This window comes from Streptomyces wedmorensis (genome assembly GCF_000716445.1).
Taxonomy (GTDB): Bacteria; Actinomycetota; Actinomycetes; order Streptomycetales; family Streptomycetaceae; genus Streptomyces; species Streptomyces wedmorensis.
Genome location: NZ_JNWK01000002.1, coordinates 239,061 through 255,323 on the forward strand (window position 1 = coordinate 239,061; position 16,263 = coordinate 255,323).

General features: G+C 72.7%; 16 protein-coding genes. 6 read left to right on the forward strand and 10 right to left on the reverse strand.

Features of this window, described 5'->3' with window-relative positions:
- Positions 1-466: 466 nt before the first annotated feature.
- Positions 467-1,501, forward strand: a complete 1,035-nt coding sequence (locus OO54_RS41360) for an ArsR/SmtB family transcription factor (protein WP_017239216.1) — start codon at positions 467-469, stop codon at positions 1,499-1,501.
- Here the strand turns inward: OO54_RS41360 and OO54_RS02290 are convergent.
- Positions 1,471-2,628, reverse strand: a complete 1,158-nt coding sequence (locus OO54_RS02290) for an alkaline phosphatase PhoX (RefSeq protein ID WP_033201161.1) — start codon at positions 2,626-2,628, stop codon at positions 1,471-1,473. The two genes, OO54_RS41360 and OO54_RS02290, sit on opposite strands and share 31 nt — an antisense overlap.
- Positions 2,629-2,806: 178 nt before the next feature.
- Here OO54_RS02290 and OO54_RS02295 point away from each other — a divergent pair, with 178 nt between their 5' ends.
- Positions 2,807-3,256 (forward strand): group III truncated hemoglobin, encoded by a 450-nt coding sequence (locus OO54_RS02295; RefSeq protein WP_033201162.1) that lies wholly within the window; start codon positions 2,807-2,809, stop codon positions 3,254-3,256.
- 88 nt (positions 3,257-3,344) lie between these two features.
- Entirely contained in the window at positions 3,345-3,761 is a 417-nt protein-coding gene (locus tag OO54_RS02300) for a VOC family protein (protein WP_033201163.1), read from the forward strand.
- A gap of 54 nt (positions 3,762-3,815) precedes the next feature.
- Here the strand turns inward: OO54_RS02300 and OO54_RS02305 are convergent, their stop codons facing one another.
- The 6 genes from OO54_RS02305 to OO54_RS02330 all read right to left on the reverse strand — a co-directional run bounded on the left by OO54_RS02305 (position 3,816) and on the right by OO54_RS02330 (position 10,998).
- Complete coding sequence (locus OO54_RS02305) at positions 3,816-4,577, reverse strand: SDR family NAD(P)-dependent oxidoreductase (protein WP_033201164.1); 762 nt, start codon at positions 4,575-4,577, stop codon at positions 3,816-3,818.
- 83 nt (positions 4,578-4,660) lie between these two features.
- Entirely contained in the window at positions 4,661-6,166 is a 1,506-nt protein-coding gene (locus OO54_RS02310; RefSeq protein ID WP_037944167.1) for an MFS transporter, read from the reverse strand.
- A gap of 124 nt (positions 6,167-6,290) precedes the next feature.
- Positions 6,291-6,875: a TetR/AcrR family transcriptional regulator gene (locus OO54_RS02315; protein WP_026058210.1), complete on the reverse strand. Its 585-nt coding sequence runs from the start codon at positions 6,873-6,875 to the stop codon at positions 6,291-6,293.
- Between the two features lie 37 nt (positions 6,876-6,912).
- Positions 6,913-7,275: a nitrite reductase small subunit NirD gene (gene nirD, locus OO54_RS02320; protein WP_033201166.1), complete on the reverse strand. Its 363-nt coding sequence runs from the start codon at positions 7,273-7,275 to the stop codon at positions 6,913-6,915.
- Complete coding sequence (gene nirB, locus OO54_RS02325) at positions 7,275-9,806, reverse strand: nitrite reductase large subunit NirB (protein WP_033201167.1); 2,532 nt, start codon at positions 9,804-9,806, stop codon at positions 7,275-7,277. Before nirB ends, nirD begins: the two co-directional genes overlap by 1 nt.
- A 1-nt stretch (position 9,807) precedes the next feature.
- Positions 9,808-10,998, reverse strand: coding sequence for an NAD(P)/FAD-dependent oxidoreductase (locus OO54_RS02330; RefSeq protein ID WP_033201168.1), 1,191 nt, complete (start codon positions 10,996-10,998; stop codon positions 9,808-9,810).
- A gap of 367 nt (positions 10,999-11,365) precedes the next feature.
- Here OO54_RS02330 and OO54_RS02335 point away from each other — a divergent pair, with 367 nt between their 5' ends.
- Complete coding sequence (locus OO54_RS02335; RefSeq protein WP_033201169.1) at positions 11,366-12,151, forward strand: sulfite exporter TauE/SafE family protein; 786 nt, start codon at positions 11,366-11,368, stop codon at positions 12,149-12,151.
- An 18-nt stretch (positions 12,152-12,169) separates the two neighbouring features.
- On the opposite strand, the gene OO54_RS02340 is transcribed toward OO54_RS02335, so the two are convergent.
- From OO54_RS02340 to OO54_RS02350, 3 genes are all read right to left on the reverse strand, one after another.
- Complete coding sequence (locus OO54_RS02340; RefSeq protein ID WP_033201170.1) at positions 12,170-12,787, reverse strand: class F sortase; 618 nt, start codon at positions 12,785-12,787, stop codon at positions 12,170-12,172.
- 92 nt (positions 12,788-12,879) lie between these two features.
- On the reverse strand, positions 12,880-13,389 hold the full coding sequence (locus tag OO54_RS02345) for a hypothetical protein (RefSeq protein WP_033201171.1): 510 nt from the start codon (positions 13,387-13,389) through the stop codon (positions 12,880-12,882).
- 264 nt (positions 13,390-13,653) lie between these two features.
- Positions 13,654-14,427, reverse strand: coding sequence for an aminotransferase class IV (locus OO54_RS02350; RefSeq protein ID WP_033201172.1), 774 nt, complete (start codon positions 14,425-14,427; stop codon positions 13,654-13,656).
- A gap of 91 nt (positions 14,428-14,518) precedes the next feature.
- On the opposite strand from OO54_RS02350, the gene OO54_RS02355 reads away from it, so the two are divergent.
- Entirely contained in the window at positions 14,519-15,133 is a 615-nt protein-coding gene (locus OO54_RS02355; protein WP_033201173.1) for an NADPH-dependent FMN reductase, read from the forward strand.
- A gap of 12 nt (positions 15,134-15,145) precedes the next feature.
- Positions 15,146-16,263: ABC transporter ATP-binding protein (locus OO54_RS02360; protein WP_033201174.1), on the forward strand; the 1,118-nt coding region annotated here is incomplete at its 3' end.

Consider the following 16,263-nt stretch of genomic DNA (forward strand, 5'->3'; position numbering starts at 1 on the left):
GCGGGCGGCGGCCTCGGAAACACAGAGACGGGACGGACACCTTTGTGCGGAGGTGTCCGTCCCGTCGTCTTTCGTCCCGCTGATTTCGCGTGATCGTCGACCAGATGTGAGTTCGTGTTCAATTGCGGCCGCTTGAATTATTGGCCATTGAACTTTTCTGTTTCCTTGCCGCAAAGAACGTGGTCGGGCGCGGCCTCCGGATCCCCACCCGGAGGCCGCGCCCTTTACCGATGCCGGGCAGGTGAGCCGCAACCCTCGCCGACCGCCGCCAGACGCGTGAAGCCCCCCACGGTCTTCGTCGCGTCACCTCGGTCCTGAAGGTTTCCTGCCCGACCCGTACAGCTTTTCGGTTCTGCCCCGATTGCCGCGATGCTTTTCAACTGTGGCTGAAACACCCTGGTAACGTGCAGTGATGCTGTGCATACTCGTCGTCGGGGGTGGTTGCGAGTGCACAGGTGGGGACGTCATGCTGCGGATTCATTTCACCGGAAACGACTTGGCGGGGGTGCGGACGGCCGCCCGGCCTGACGTTCTGTGGGAAACGATTCTCAGCTTTCACCGTTTAAGGGACCGGCGCGGTCCCGTGGTCTACGGGGAATGGCGCTCGGAAACGCGGATGCGGCTCGGCGGTGAGACCCGCCTCCTCGCCGCGCTCGTGCCCAGCCGCGGCTATTTTCCCGACTTCCTGACGCCCGCGGAGGGCGTCCACGGGCTCGACGAGGGCCTCCAGGCGATCCGCGCGACCGACGCGGGACGGCTCCGCGGAGAGCTCTCGCTGCTCGCCGCGGACCGTTCGGGAGCCCGGACCGTCCCCCATTCGCTGCGCGCCCTCGCCGACGGCGGCGCGGAGCCCTTCGACCGGCTCGTGGGGGCCCTGCGGAGCTATCACCGGGCCGCCGTGGAGCCGTACTGGCCGCACATCCGGGCCCGGGTCGAGGCCGACCGGGCCCGCCGCGGCAGGGCCCTCCTCGACGGCGGCGCCGAGGAGCTCCTGGCCTCGCTGCCGCCGATGCTGCGCTGGCGCGCGCCCGTCCTGGAAGCCGACTACCCGGTCGACCGGGACGTCCACCTCGACGGGCGGGGGCTGCTGCTCCAGCCGTCGTACTTCTGCCGGGGGACCCCGGTGGTGCTGCGCGACCCCGGGCTGCCGCCGGTCCTCGTCTACCCGGTCACGCACGGCGAGGCGCCGACCGTCCGCTCGCCGGGCGGCTCCTCGCTCGCCAAGCTGGTCGGCCAGACCCGCTCGGCGGTCCTGCACGCCATCGGCGACGGCGGTACGACGAGCGAGCTCGCCCGCCGGGCCGGGGTCTCCCTCGCCTCGGCCAGCCAGCACGCGGGCGTCCTGCGGGAGGCCGGTCTCATCGCGACCCTCCGCAACGGCAACGCGGTCCTGCACACCTTGACGCCGTTGGGCGCCGCCCTGCTCGGCGGCGCCCAACGGACGGTGGACCTGCGGTGCTACGCGGGGAACTACGCCCGGAACGGGCCCTTCACCTCGTAGGTGATGCCGCCCGACGAGCTGCCGGTGGTGCCGCGCTGGCTGGAGAAGTACAGCCGGCTGCCGTCGGGGGAGAAGGCCGGTCCGGTGATCTCGGAGCCGGACTGGCCGGTGATCCGCAGGAACGGCGCCACGACGTCGTCCGGCGTGATGATGCAGATCTCCATGTTGCCGCCGTCCTCGGCGACGTACAGGTCGCCCGAGGAGGCGCCGGTGATGTTGTCGACCCCGGTGAGCGGGGCGCCGCCGCCGGAGACCAGCGAGTCGTCGTAGGCCAGCTCGTACGTGCCGGCCGCCAGGTTGACCTGCCAGACCCGGTTGTCGCCCTTGGTGGTGAACCAGACGGTGTCGTCCGCGTAGTGGCAGCCCTCGCCGCCGTTGAACCGCTTGGCGCCGGAGACCTGGTTGCGGGTGGTGGTCGGCGCGCCGTCCGGGTCCGGCACGTTCTGCCAGGTGAACGTGCCGGAGGTGGCCGTGCCGGCCTTGAAGACCTGGAGGGTGCCGGAGGACAGGTTGCCCCAGGTGGTGGGGATGAACCGGTAGAAGCAGCCGTCCGTCTCGTCCTCGGTCAGGTAGATCACCTGGCGCACCGGGTCGGCCGCCGCCGCCTCGTGCTTGAACTTGCCCATCGCGTCCCGGCGGGTGGCGGTGCCGCCCCACGGGTTCGTCTCGTAGACGTAGCCGAGGGACACCTCCTCACAGGACAGCCAGGTGTTCCACGGGGTCTTGCCGCCCGCGCAGTTCTGCCGGGTGCCGGAGAGGATGCGGTACGCGCCGGTGATCGCGCCGGCCGAGTCGAACCTCACCGCGCTCGCGCCGCCGCTGGGGTTGATCTCCGAGTTCGACACGTAGATCCAGCCCGTGCCGTCGGCGAAGCAGGCGCCGCCGTCGGGGGCGTTGTGCCAGGTGTACGAGGTGCCCGTCACGGTCTGTCCGGACCGTGCGATCACCCGGCTGGTGAACCCGGCCGGCAGCTGGATGCCGTTCGCGTCCGCCGCGCCGAGCGCCCCGTAGGGGCCGGCGCCGGGCTGGGCGGGGGCGGCGAAGGCCGCGCTCTGCCACAGGCTGCCGCCGAAGGCCGCGGCCGAGGTGCCGATGACCGCTCCACGCAGGAAACTGCGTCGCTCCACGTCTCACTCCTGAGAAGGGTGTGAACCGCCCCGCCGCGCCGGTCGGCGACGGGGTCGCGCGTTTCCGGAACCTAGAAGTGCTGAATTGACAGTGCAGCAACAGCCGATGAAGCGGAAGCGGCGGGCGCCGGGACCTTCGGCACTGGGGGGAACGGGGGCCGTCGGGGACACTGGGGGCATGCGTGCCACCCGGGACATCAGCGACCGAGAAGACCTCGACGTGCTGCTGCGCAGGTTCTACGGCGCCGCGTTCGAGGACCCCTTGATCGGGCCGTTCTTCACCGAGATCGCCGGCACCGACCTGGAGGTCCACCTGCCGCGGATCACCGACTTCTGGGAGCGGGCGCTGCTCCGGAGCGCGGAGTACGGGCGGGACGCGTTCGCCCCGCACGCGGCGCTGCACTCGGCCCGGCCGCTCACGGCCGCCCACTTCGGCCGCTGGGTGCAGCTGTGGCACGCGAGCGTCGACGGACTGCACCAGGGGCCGCTGGCCGAGCGGGCGAAGGGGCAGGGGGAGCGGATCGCCGTGGCCATGCTGCGGAGGCTGGCCGGGCCGGGCGCGGCCACCGGGGGAGGCGGCGGCGGGTTCGTGCCGCTGGCGGCGCTCGAACTGCGTTCGGCCGCCTGAGCGAAAGAACTCTCCGGAGAGCGATGAGTTCCGGGGGGCGGGCCCGTCCTACCTCTCGACAGCACCGCACGACGGAAGAGAGCACACCATGGCCCCGCAGATGATCTTCGTGAACCTGCCCGTCGCGAGCGTCGAGGCGAGCAAGGCCTTCTTCTCGAAGATCGGCTTCTCCTCGAACCCGCACTTCAGCGACGAGACCACCGCCTGTGTGGTCATCAGCGACACGATCTTCGCGATGCTCCTCGAAGAGCCCAAGTTCCAGTCCTTCATGGCGCCCGGCAAGGAGATCCCCGACGCGACCAAGACCACCGAGGTCATGGTCACGCTGAGCGCCGAGAGCCGGGCGGAGGTCGACCGGCTGGCCGACGCCGCCCTCGCCGCGGGCGGCGGCCCGGCGAAGGACCCCATGGACCTCGGCCACATGTACGGCCGGTCCTTCACCGACCTCGACGGCCACCACTGGGAGGTCTTCTGGATGGACCCGGCCGCCGTCCCCGAGGGCTGAGCCCGGAGGCGTACGCCGACGCGGCCGCCCGGTGCCGGGCGGCCGGGGGCGCACTCAGGCCGAGACACCGCCGTCGATCACCAGGTCCGTGCCGACGACGGAGGCCGCGTCGTCCGAGGCGAGGTACAGCACCGCCGCCGCCACCTCCGCGGCGGACGAGATGCGGCCGAGCGGCGACTGCTCCTTCATCCGGACCTCCCGCTCGGCCTCGGACTCGCCGGGCAGCAGCGACATCGTGGACTCCGAGGCGCCGGGGCTGACCGCGTTGATCCGGACCCCGTCGGAGATGTGGTCCAGGGCCGCGGCCCTGGTGATCGCCGAGACGGCCGCCTTGGAGACCTGGTAGCCGAACACCCCGGGGATCCGCACGTGCGGGCCCAGATTGGACGCGATGTTCACGATCGCCCCGCCGCCGTGCGCCCGCATGTGCGCCACCTCGGCCTGGAGGGCGTGCAGCACCCCCGTGACGTTGATGTCGAGCAGCGTCCGCCAGTCCTCCAGCGGGAAGTCGGCGGCGCTGTGACCGCCCCGGAAGACACCGGCGTTGTTCACGGCGACGTCCAGGCCGCCGAAGAGCTCGACCGTGCGGCGCACGAGGTCCCGGGTGGACCCGGCGCTCGCCACGTCGGCGGTGACCGCGGCCGCGGTGCCGCCGGCCGCCTCGATCAGGGCGACCGTCCCGTCGAGGGGCCCGGCGGTGCGGCCGGCGACCACGACCCTCGCGCCCTCGGCGGCGAAGGCGAGCGCGATGGCCCGGCCGAGTCCGGAACCCGCGCCGGTGACGAGGACGGTGCGGCCGGTGAAGCGTGCGGACATGACTGACTCCCGTGTGAGTTCGAGTGTGGGTGTGGGTGTGGGTGTGGATGCGGTCGTGGGTGTGGATGCGGCCGTGGTGGTCGCTATCCGGCGCGGGTGGCGCGGGTGGCGCGGTTCATGAGGGGCGCGAGGACGGTGACGGCGGCCAGGGCGGCGAACAGGGCGGCCGCGGTCGCCAGCGACACCGCGTCGCCGCCGAGGGTGAGCAGGGCGGCGAAGACCACCGTCGGCCCCAGTTCCATCGCCGTGTTCAGGACGCCGCCGGCGAGCCCCGCGTGGTGCGCCGGCACCCCCCACGTGGCGAGGACGGCGGCGCCCGCGAAGGACAGCGCGCCGCCGGCCGGCAGCAGGAGCAGGCCGGGCAGCAGGCCGTACGCGTACGGGACGGAGGTCTCGAAGCCGGTCGCCGCCAGCAGGCCGAGGCCGGCGGCGGCCGTGCCGAGCCCGGCACCGGTGACCCGGCCGGGGCCGTACCGGCCGATCAGCGGGCCCGCGAACCGGCCCGCGCCGAGCAGCGCGACCGCGAAGGGCACGAAGGCGGCGGACGTGAGGAGGGCGCTCCAGCCGCGCTGTTGTTGGAGCGTCAGGGAGAGCAGGACGAACACCGTCGCCGTTCCGGCCGCCGTCAGTCCGATCGCCGCGAGGCCCAGCGCGCGGCGGCCGTCGCGCAGGAAGTCAGGGGGCAGGAGCGGGTCGGCGGTCCGCCGCTCGACGGCCCCGAAGGCGGCGAGCAGGACGAGGCCGGTCGACAGCGGCACGAGGACCGGCGCGGACGCCCACGGGTGGGCGTCGGTGAGGACGAGTCCGTAACTGGCCAGCGTGATACCGGCGGTGGCGAGCAGCGCCCCGGGCAGGTCGAGTGACCGGCCCGTGCCCGGTCGGCGGAGGGGCCGGCCCGTGCCCGGTCGGTCGGGGTATCGACTTGTGCCCGGTCGGTCGGGGGATCGACTCGTGCCCGGCTGTCGGAGCGGCCGGCCGGGGCCCGGCGAGGTGGTGGGCAGCAGTCCCGGGGCGAGGAGGAGGGCGGCGAGGGTGACGGCGACGGGTACCGCGAAGGTGCCGCGCCAGGAGGAGACGGCCGCGATCACGCCGGAGAGGAGGTTGCCGGCGGTGGCGCCGAGCACGGAGAGGCCGCCCCAGGTTGCCATCGCCCGCCCGTACGCGGCAGGTTCGGGGAACAGCGCCCGGAGGAGCGCCATCGCGGCGGGGGCCACCAGGGCCGCGCCGACGCCCTGGCCGAAGCGGGCGGCGAGCAGCGCCTCGTACCCGGGGGCGAGCGGTGCGGCGACGGAGGCGGCGCCGAAGACCAGGAGCCCGACGGTGAGGGTCCGGCGTCCGCCGAACCGGTCGGCGAGCCGGCCGCCGAGGAGGAGAAGCCCGGCGAAGGTCAGCCCGTACGCGGCGCTCAGCAGGATCAGTTCGGCGCGGTCGAGCCGGAACGCGGCCCCGATGCGGGGGAGAGGCACGGCGAGGGAGGCGAGGGTGAAGATGAGCGTCATCTGCACGCCGCCGAGCAGCAGGAAGGCGGGGCGGGCGCGCACACCGGGCGTGTTCCCTAAGGCCGTCCGGGCCTCTGTCGTCGTCGTCATGTCCGTACCCCCTCCGTCCGTACCGGCCGCCGCACGGGCCGCCCGCTTTCCCGACAACCTTGAACTTGACCGTACATTCCAATATCAAGGCCGAGGAAAGGGCGCCCCCGTGGGCGCCCTTTCCTCAGTCCAGCAGCCTCAGCGCCTGTTCCGCCGCGTCCCTGACCCGGCCCGGGTCGCTCGACGCCTTGCCGACCACCCGGACGCCCTGCAGCAGGACGAGCAGCATCCGGGCCAGGGCCCGCGGGTCGCGGTCGGCCGGGAGTTCGCCTCCGGCGCGGGCGCGGGTGAGCGCCCCGTGGAGGAGCGTCTCGATCTGCTCCCAGCTGAGCTCGACCCGGCGGGCCACGGCCGTGTCGTGCGGCCCCAGCTCCGCCGCCGAGTTGGTGACGAAACAGCCGTTCAGGCGCTCGCCGTCGGTCGCCGCCTCGGCGGCGAAGCGGCGGACGAGCGCGCGCACGGCCGGCAGGGCCGGGCCCGGCGCGGACAGCTCCTCGACGATCCGGGGGTCCCGGGTCTCCAGGTAGCGGTCCATCGACTTCAGGTACAGCTCGTGCTTGTTCCCGAAGGTCGCGTAGATGCTCGCGCGGCCGATCCCGAGGTGCTCCACGAGGTCCGACATCGTCGTCGCCTCGTAGCCGCGCGCCCAGAACAGTTCGAGGGCTGCCTGGAGCGCGGCGTCCGGATCGAATTCCTTGGTCCTGGCCACGAGAAGACCGTACGTCTTTCTGGAACGACCGGTCAAGCTAGACCGTGCGCACCGGGTAGACCGCCACCGCGACCTCGTCGTCGTCGAGGCAGCGGCCCGTCTCCAGGTCGAAGCGCTGCTTCAGGAGCGGCGAGGCCACGAACAGCCGCCCGTCCGCCGAGCCCACGAGCCCCCGGGCCAGGACCTGCGCCCCGGTGAACGGGTCGCGGTTGTCGATCGCGTACGTCCGCCCCGCCCGGTCGCGGAAGACCGCGGCCTGCCGGCCGTCCGGGAGGAGCGCCGCCATGCCCCGGCCCGGGGTCAGCCGGGCCTCCTCGCAGACCGTCATCCAGGCGCCGGGGGAGGGGGAGAGCTCCAGCATCGTCGTGGAGCGTGCGGAGGGTTCGGTGAGTGTCGTCATCAGGAGGAAGCCCCTTCCAGCGTGCTGATCGTCGGTCCGAGCGTCAGGATCGTGAGGTCCGGCTTGATCTGGTCGCGCTCCGGCACGAACCGGACCGAGGGGTCCGGCGCGTCCGGGGCGTTCACGAAGGAGACGAAGCGCCGCAGCCGGTCCGGGTCGTCCAGGGTCTGCGCCCACTCGTCCTGGTAGTCCTCGACGTGGGCGGCCATCAGCGCCTCCAGCTCGTCGCAGAGCCCGAGCGAGTCGTGCACCACCACGTCCTTGAGGTGGTCGAGGCCGCCCTCCAGGCGCTCCAGCCAGGTCGACGTCCGCTCAAGGCGGTCCGCCGTCCGGATGTAGAACATCAGGAACCGGTCGATGAGCCGGACCAGTTCGGCGTCCGACAGGTCCTGCGCGAGCAGGTCCGCGTGACGCGGGGTCGCGCCGCCGTTGCCGCCGACGTACAGGTTCCAGCCGTTCGCCGTCGCGATGATCCCGAAGTCCTTCGACTGGGCCTCCGCGCACTCGCGGGCGCAGCCGGAGACGGCCGACTTCAGCTTGTGCGGGGCGCGCAGGCCCCGGTAGCGCAGCTCCAGTTGGATCGCCATCTTCACCGAGTCCTGGACGCCGTACCGGCACCAGGTCTGCCCGACGCAGGACTTCACCGTGCGCAGCGACTTGCCGTACGCGTGGCCCGACTCGAAGCCCGCGTCGACCAGCCGCGTCCAGATCGAGGGGAGCTGGTCCACCCGCGCGCCGAACAGGTCGATCCGCTGCCCGCCGGTGATCTTCGTGTAGAGCCCGAAGTCCCGTGCCACCTCGCCGATCACGATCAGCTTCTCCGGGGTGATCTCACCGCCGGGGATGCGCGGCACGACCGAGTAGGAGCCGTTGCGCTGCATGTTCGCGAGGAAGTGGTCGTTGGTGTCCTGGAGGGAGGCCTGCTCGCCGTCCAGGATGTAGCCGTTGTTGAGGCTCGCGAGGATGGAGCCGACGGTCGGCTTGCAGACCTCGCAGCCCTCCCCGCCCTTCGCCCCGTCCCGCCCGTGCGAGTCGAGCAGCGCCGCGAACGAGGTCACGCGAAGGGTGCGGGCGATCTCGTAGAGCTCGCTGCGGGTGTACGAGAAGCAGCCGCAGAGCCCCTTGTCCTTGGCGGCCGGCAGCAGCTTCTCTATCACCTTCACACAACTGCCGCAGCCCGTACCGGCCTTGGTGCACTTCTTGACCTCGGCGAGCGACTCGCACTGACCGATCGCGTGCTTGGTCACGTTGTGGCAGGAGCAGATCACCGCGTCGTCCGGCAGCGCCGACGGGCCGAGCGCCACCGGCGCCCCCGCACCCGCCGGAAGCACCAGCTGCTCGGGGGAGACGGGCGGCACGGAGCCGGTGAGCGGCCGGAGGAGTCCGTACTGCTCGGCGTCGCCGACCAGGACACCGCCGAGCAGCACCCCGTCGCCGGAGATCACCAGCTTCTTGTAGACGCCCGAGCGGGAGTCCGAGTACACCACGTCGAGGCAGCCCTCGGCCGTGCCGTGCGCGTCGCCGAAGGAGGCCACGTCCACGCCGAGCAGCTTCAGCTTCGTCGACATGTCGGCGCCGGTGAAGCCGTCGACCGTCTCGTCGGCGATCGCCGACGCCGCCGTCTGCGCCATCTCGTAACCCGGCGCCACCAGGCCGTACACCCGGCCGTCCGAGGCGAGGGCGCACTCGCCGATGGCGAAGACCGCCGGGTCGGACGTGCGGCACAGCTCGTCGACCGCGATGCCGCCGCGCTCGCCGACCGTGAGGCCGCAGTCACGCGCCAGCTGGTCGCGGGGCCGCACGCCCGCCGAGAACACCACCATGTCCGTGGCGAGTTCGGAGCCGTCCGACAGCTTCATCCCGGTCACGGCGCCGTCGGTCGTCACGACCTCCTGCGTGCCCGTCCCCGTGTGGACGGTCAGACCCATCTTCTCGATCGTGCGGAGCAGGGCCGCGCCGCCGCCCTCGTCGACCTGCACCGGCATCAGGCGCGGCGCGAACTCCACGACGTGCGTGTCGAGGCCGAGCCCCTTCAGGGCGCCCGCCGCCTCCAGGCCGAGCAGACCGCCGCCGACGACGGCGCCGGTCGTCGCCGTCTTCGCGTAGTCCTCGATCGCGAGCAGGTCCTCGATCGTGCGGTAGACGAAACAGCCGCGGGCGTCCTTGCCGGGCACGGGCGGCACGAAGGGGTACGAGCCGGTGGCGAGGACGAGCGAGTCGTACGCGAAGACCTGCCCGGAGCGGGCCGTGACCGTACGGGCCTCCCGGTCCACCGACTCGGCCGGATCGCCCACGTACAGCTCGATGCCGTGCTTCTCCATGAAGCCGGCCTCGACCATCGACAGGTCGTCGGGCGTCTTGCCCGAGAAGTACGAGGTCAGCTGCACGCGGTCGTACGCCGGGCGCGGCTCCTCGCAGAGGACCACGATCCGGGCCCGCTCGGTGACGCCACGGTCGGCGAGCGCCTCCAGGAACCGCTGGCCGACCATTCCGTGGCCGACCAGGACGATCGTCGGGGTGTGCGCGGTCATGTCAGGAGCCTCCGTCGTGGGTGAGCAGGTGGAGCAGAGGGGCGTCGGGGAGGGCTTCGTCGCCCTCCCACGCCTGGGCGAGCGAGCCGACCGCGGCCAGATCGCCGAGGAGGACGCCCCCGACGAGCCGGTCACCGCGCACGACCACCTTCCGGTAGGCGCTGCGCGTGGCGTCGGTCAGCTGGACGACGTCGTCGCCGGGGCGTGCCGTGACCTCGCCGAACGCGGCGAGGTCGAGCGGCTGCGCGCCGCCGAGGGTGAGCCGGGTGAGGGCACGGGTGCCGGTGTAGCGGGCGCCGGTGAGCTCGGTGGTGAGCAGGTCCGCCAGGACGTCGGCCTGTTCGAGCGCCGGTCCCGCGAGGCCGTAGTTCCGGCCGGCGTGCTCCGCGCAGTCGCCGATCGCGTGGATGAACGGGTCGGAGGTGCGCAGTTCGTCGTCGACGACGATGCCGGTGGCGACGTCGAGCCCCGCCTCGCGGGCGAGGGAGACGCGGGGGCGCACCCCGCAGGCGAGGACGACGACCTGGGCGTCCAGGACGAAGCCGTCGGCGAGCTCGACCGCCGTGACGGCCCCGTCGCGCTGCCGGAGACCGCTCACGCGGCACTCGGTGTGCACCTCGACGCCGAGGGACTCGACGTGTTCCCGGAGCAGGACCGAGGCCTGGGCGTCGAGCTGCCGTTCCATCAGTCGCTCACCCTGCTGGGTCAGCACCACCTCGGCACCGAGCGCGGCGAGGGCGCGTGCCGCCGAGACGCCGAGGAGGCCGCCGCCGATGACCACCGCCCGCACTCCCGGCCGGACGACGGAGCGCAGCTCCAGGCAGTCGTCGAGGGTGCGGAAGGGGTGGACGCCGTCCGGCAGGGCCGCCCCGCGCAGTCCGCGCAGCGGCGGCAGCACCGGGTTGGAGCCGGTGGCCAGGACCAGCCGGTCGTAGCCGACGACGGAGCCGTCCGCGCACTCCACCATCCGGGCCGCCCGGTCGATCCGCACCGCCCGCACCCCGAGCCGGGCCGGCTCGCGGACCTCGGGCAGGGCGATGACCTCGGGGGCGTACCGCCCGGCGAGGACATCGGCGAGCAGCACCCTGTTGTACGGTGCGTGCGGCTCCTCGCCGAGGAGGGTGACGGGCAGGCGCTGGGCGAGCCGGGCGCCCGCCGTTCCGCCCCCGACCACCACGATCCGTGTACTCATACCCGGAAGAGTGCGTCGCCGGTGTTACCCGACGGCATCCCGACTGTTTCCCGTACGGAACGCTGATCTCAGCCTCCGCCCCGGATCGCTGTGAGGGTCCGGAAGCATTGCCCGCGATCGGCGTCGGCCCGAGCCCGGTCCGGGCATCGGAGGCGGCGGGCCGAGCCGCGTGCTCCCGTATACGGGCCGGGCCGGGGGTGGCCGACGGGACCGCGAACCGGGACGGCCGGGGGGACCGCGAACCGGGACGGCCGGGGGGACCGCGAACCGGGACGGCCGGGGGACCCGGGTGCCGCAACCTCAGAGCTGGCTCAACGATGAGGTGATCGATGGACGGGGCAACGATCCGCTCCGTAGGGTCACGGCCATGCCCGAGATATCGCTGACCACCCTTGCCCTGCTCTGCCTCGCCGCGCTCGTGGCGGGCTGGATCGACGCCGTGGTCGGCGGCGGAGGGCTGCTCCTGCTGCCCGCCCTGCTGCTGGGGATCCCGCACGTGCCGGCGGCGCACATCCTCGGGACGAACAAGGCGGTCGCGATCGTCGGCACCACCGGGGCCGCCGTCACCTACGTCCGCAAGGCGCCCGTCCAGGTGTGGACGGCGGTGCGGATCGGCCTCGCGGCCCTCACGGGCTCCATGTGCGGCGCCTTCTTCGCGGCCGGCATCAGCAGCGACGTCCTGCGCCCGGTGATCATGGTGGTGCTGCTCGCGGTCGCGGCCTTCGTGATGCTGCGGCCGTCGTTCGGCGCGAAGGCCGAGGGCGCGGACCGGGCGCCGCTGACCCGCGCCCGGATCGTCACCGCGATCGTCGTGGTCGGCGGCGGCATCGGCTTCTACGACGGCCTGTTCGGCCCGGGTACCGGGACCTTCCTCGTCCTCGCGCTCACCGCCGTGCTCCACCTGGACCTCGTGACCGCCTCCGCCACCGCCAAGATCGTCAACGTCTGCACCAACGCGGGCGCGCTCGCCATGTTCGCCCACCAGGGCAGCGTGTACTGGCAGCTCGCCGCCGTCATGGCGGTCTTCAACCTGGCGGGCGGCATGATCGGGGCCCGGATGGCGCTGAGCAAGGGTGCCGAGTTCGTCCGCGGGGTGCTGCTCGTCGTGGTCTTCTCGCTGGTCGCGAAGCTCGCCTTCGACCAGTGGGCGTGACGTCCCGCCCGCCCTCCGCTACCGGACGCCGATGAGGTGGCCGAAGGCGACCACGTTGCCCTGGTAGCCGTTCTTCTTCGAGAAGCCGCCGCCGCAGGTGATCAACCGGATCTCGGCCCGGTCGGCCTCGTCGTACACCTTCCGGTCCGGGAAGCTCTTGTTGTCGTACACCTCGACCGCGTCGACGGTGAAGACGGCGGTACGGCCGTCCTGCCGGTCCACCTCGATCCGGTGTCCCTTCTTGAGGGCGCCCAGCGTGTAGAACACGGCGGGACCGTCGGCGTTGTCGACGTGGCCGGCGACGATCGCCGTGCCCTTCGCCCCGGGCGTGGTGCCGTCCTCGTACCAGCCGGCGAGGTTCCGGTTGCCGGCCGGCGGCACGTCGAGGGCGCCGCTCGCGCCGAGGCCGAGCCCCGTCATCGGGGTGTCCACGTCGGTCTCCGGGATGCGCAGCCGGACCGGCGCCGACGGCGGCAGCGGGTCGGCGGCCGCGTCCGTGTGCACGCTCGGCCCGGCGGCGAAGGCCTGGGCCGCGGACGGCACGGGCGGGGTGACGTTCTCCGAGCCGTTGTGGACGAGCCAGAGCCCGACGCAGGCGGCCACGGCTATGCCCCAGCCCTTGCTCCTGTTGCTCACCTGGGTTCCCTCGGTCGGTTCACGGATGTGGTCCTGCCCCCGTCGGGCCGGGTAGCGGCGCGCGGCGGGGGCAGGACGGGCGGTGGTCCCGGTCAGCCCTGCGCGCCGCTCGCCCGGCGACGCAGAAGCCAGACCCCGCCCACGGCAGCCGCGGCCAGCACCGCCGCGCCCGCCGTGACCTGGGCGGTGTCGGGGCCGACGCTGCCCCCGACACCGGTCTGTACGTGCCCGCTCGGGCTCCGGTGCTTCACGATCAGGTCGCCCCGGGCCGTCCGGCCGTTGTCACAGGCGACGCTGATCCAGTAAGAACCCGGCTTGGCGTGCTGCGGCACGGTGAACTGCCCGACCACGACCTCCTTGTGCGTGCTCGGGTTCAGCTGGAACTCGCCCGCGCCGAGCGAGTTCGCGTCCCCGACCCCGTGCCCGTGCTTGCCGCAGGCGAGGGTGTTGACGGTGACGGTGGTGCCGGGCGAGGCGGACGACGGGAAGATCTCCAGCGACTCGGAGTTCTCGTTGTTCGCGTACGCCCCCGGGGCGGCGAACGCCCCGAGCGCGACGACCGTCAGCGCGGTACCGGTGAGCAGGCGGGCAGTGGTGCGCATGGGGATCCTCCGGGGCGCGCGTACGGTCATGCCTGGCGGTCCTCCCGGGAGGGACACCCGGAAACGGACCTTCTGTGACCGAGATAAAGGCCGCGCCACGCCCACCGCCTGCTGATGGGGCATCAGGATTGGGCCGTCCGATACGGTGTGTCGACTGGATCGCCGACATTTGCGCAGGTCAGAGCGGATTATCGGGTGCCATCCGACACTCCGTGCCGAACGGGTGACGCGGGGCCCGACGGCCCGGCCCCCGCTCTCGCCCCCTCATCGCCCCGGCCGCAGCGCCTCCCCCTCCACCGACACGTACGCCGCGTACACCCGCTTCATCAGGTCCTCGTCCACCGCGAACACGGTCTCGTCGATCGCGGTGACGGGGGCGATCGTCCTGGAGTTGGTCACGAAGGCGGCCCGGTAGCCCGGCAGGTCCGCGAGGGTCACCGGGCGGCGGACCGACCCCAGGAGGGGCTCCAGGAGGGCCATCGTGACGCCCTCCAGGCACGGCGCCGACGGCCACACCACCGAAGTGCCGTCCCAGAAGGCGATGTTGGTCACGGCGCCTTCCGCGATGTCGCCGTACGGGTTCGTCAGGAGGGCCGCGTCGTAGCCGGCGCGGCGGGCCGCGGTGTTGTGGAAGTCCTGGCCGAAGCCGCCCAGGTGCTTGACGTGCGGCGCGGGGCGCCAGTAGTCGACGCTCATGAGGCGCTGCGGGGCCCCGAGGTCGTCGGGGGCGGGCTCGTTGACGGTCACGACGACGCGGGGGCCCCCGTACACGTACACCCGGGTCGAGGAGTCCCGCCGCCCGGAGGCCGCCACGGCTCCGGCGATCAGGGCGCGGACCCGGTCGCCGTCCAGGCCCCGGCCGAAGAGTTCGCGGGTGGACCGGTCGAGCCGCTCCAGGTGCAGGCCGAGGCCCTTCACGCGCCCGTCCCGTACCTGCATCGCCGTGAAGTGGCCGTAGCCGCTCATGAGGGTGGCGAGGAGTCCGGGATCGGCCGCCGGGACGCCGTCGATCTCGATGTGTGCGGGAGGTGTCGTCATGTCCTCACCGTACGGTCCGGGAAGAAGCCCTCGGGAGAGCCCGGGAACGGCACTTGACCTCAAGCAAACTTGAGGTACCACGATCATCCGCATGGACCTCACGAACTCCACCCCGCCCGCCGTCCCTTCGGCCCCCCTGACCCTCGCACTGATCGTCGCGAGCGACCGCGAAGGCCGCTTCGGGCCCGTCGTCGCCGACTGGTTCCGCACCCGGCTCGCCGAACGCGAGGACTTCACCGTGACCGTCGTCGACCTCGCCGAGGTCGACCTGCCGACCTCCCTGTCCCACGATCCGTCGCCGGCCGTCCGCGCCGAACTCGCCAAGGTCTCCCCGGTGCTGGCCGACGCCGATGCCTTCGTCGTCCTCACCCCCGAGTACAACCACTCCTTCCCCGCCTCCCTCAAGAACCTCATCGACCGGCACTACACCGAGTGGCAGGCCAAGCCCGTCGGCTTCGTCTCCTACGGCGGTGTCTCCGGCGGCCTGCGCGCCGTCGAGCAGCTCCGCCAGGTCTTCGCCGAGATGCACGCCGTCACCGTCCGCGACACCGTCTCCTTCCACAACGCCCACGGGCGGTTCGACCAGGGCGGCCGCCTTCAGGACCCCGCCGCGGCCGAAGGCGCGGCCAAGGTGCTGCTCGACCAGCTCGGCTGGTGGGGACGCGCCCTGAAGGACGCCAAGTCCGTCCGCCCGTACGGCTCGTGAGGGCACCCCGCCATGCTGCTGCGCCTCCTCGCCCCCCGCCTCCGGCCCCACCGGCCCCTCCTCGTCCTCCTCGTCGCCCTCCAGCTCGTCCAGTCCCTGGCCTCCCTCGCCCTGCCCGCCCTCAACGCCGGCGTCATCGACCACGGCGTCCTGCGCGGGGACACCGACCGTGTCCTCGGCGGCGGCGCCGTGATGATCGCCGTCACCCTGCTCCAGGCGGTGGCGGCCGCGGCCGCCACCTGCACCGGGGCCAGGATCGCCATGGGCGTCGCCCGTGACCTGCGCTCCGAGGTCTTCCGCCGGGTCCAGGACTTCTCCGCCCGGGAGCGCGGCCGCTTCGGCGCCGCCTCGCTCATCACCCGTACCACCAACGACGTCCAGCAGATCCAGACGTTCGCCGTGCTCGCCCTGACGATGCTGGTCGCCGCGCCCCTGCTGTGCGCCGGCGGGATCGCGATGGCCCTGCGCCAGGACGTGCCGCTCGCCTTCGTCCTGCTCCTGTCCGTGCCGGTGATGACCGGCGCCGTCGGCACCGTCGTGCTGCGGATGCGGCCCCTCTTCCGCGGCATGCAGGAGCGCGTCGACCGGGCCAACCGGGTGCTGCGCGAGCAGATCACCGGCGTCCGGGTGGTCCGCGCCTTCGTCCGCGACCGGCACGAGCGGGAACGCTTCGCCGCCGCCAACGACGAGCTCCTCGCCGTCGGCCTCCGGGCCGGACGGTTCCAGGCCCTCATGTTCCCGACCGTGCTGATCGTCTGGCAGCTGACCACCGTCGCCCTCGTCTACGTCGGAGCCCACCGCATCGACTCCGGCGCCCTCCGGCCCGGCGAGCTCTTCGCCTTCCTCGGCTACATGCTCCAGACCTCCATGTCCGTGATGATGGTCCTCTTCCTGCTCATGCACATGCCGAGGGCCGAGGCCGGCGCCGAACGGGTCCGCGAGGTCCTTGACACCCTGCCCTCCGTCGTCCCGCCCGCCGACCCCGTCCGGGTGCTCCCCGGCCCCGGCCGACTGGACATCGAGGGCGTCGGCTTCCGGTATCCGGGCGCGGAGGAGCCGGTCCTCACGGACGTGGAGCTCGTCGCCCGGCCCGGTGAGACCACCGCGATCATCGGCTCCACCGGCAGCGG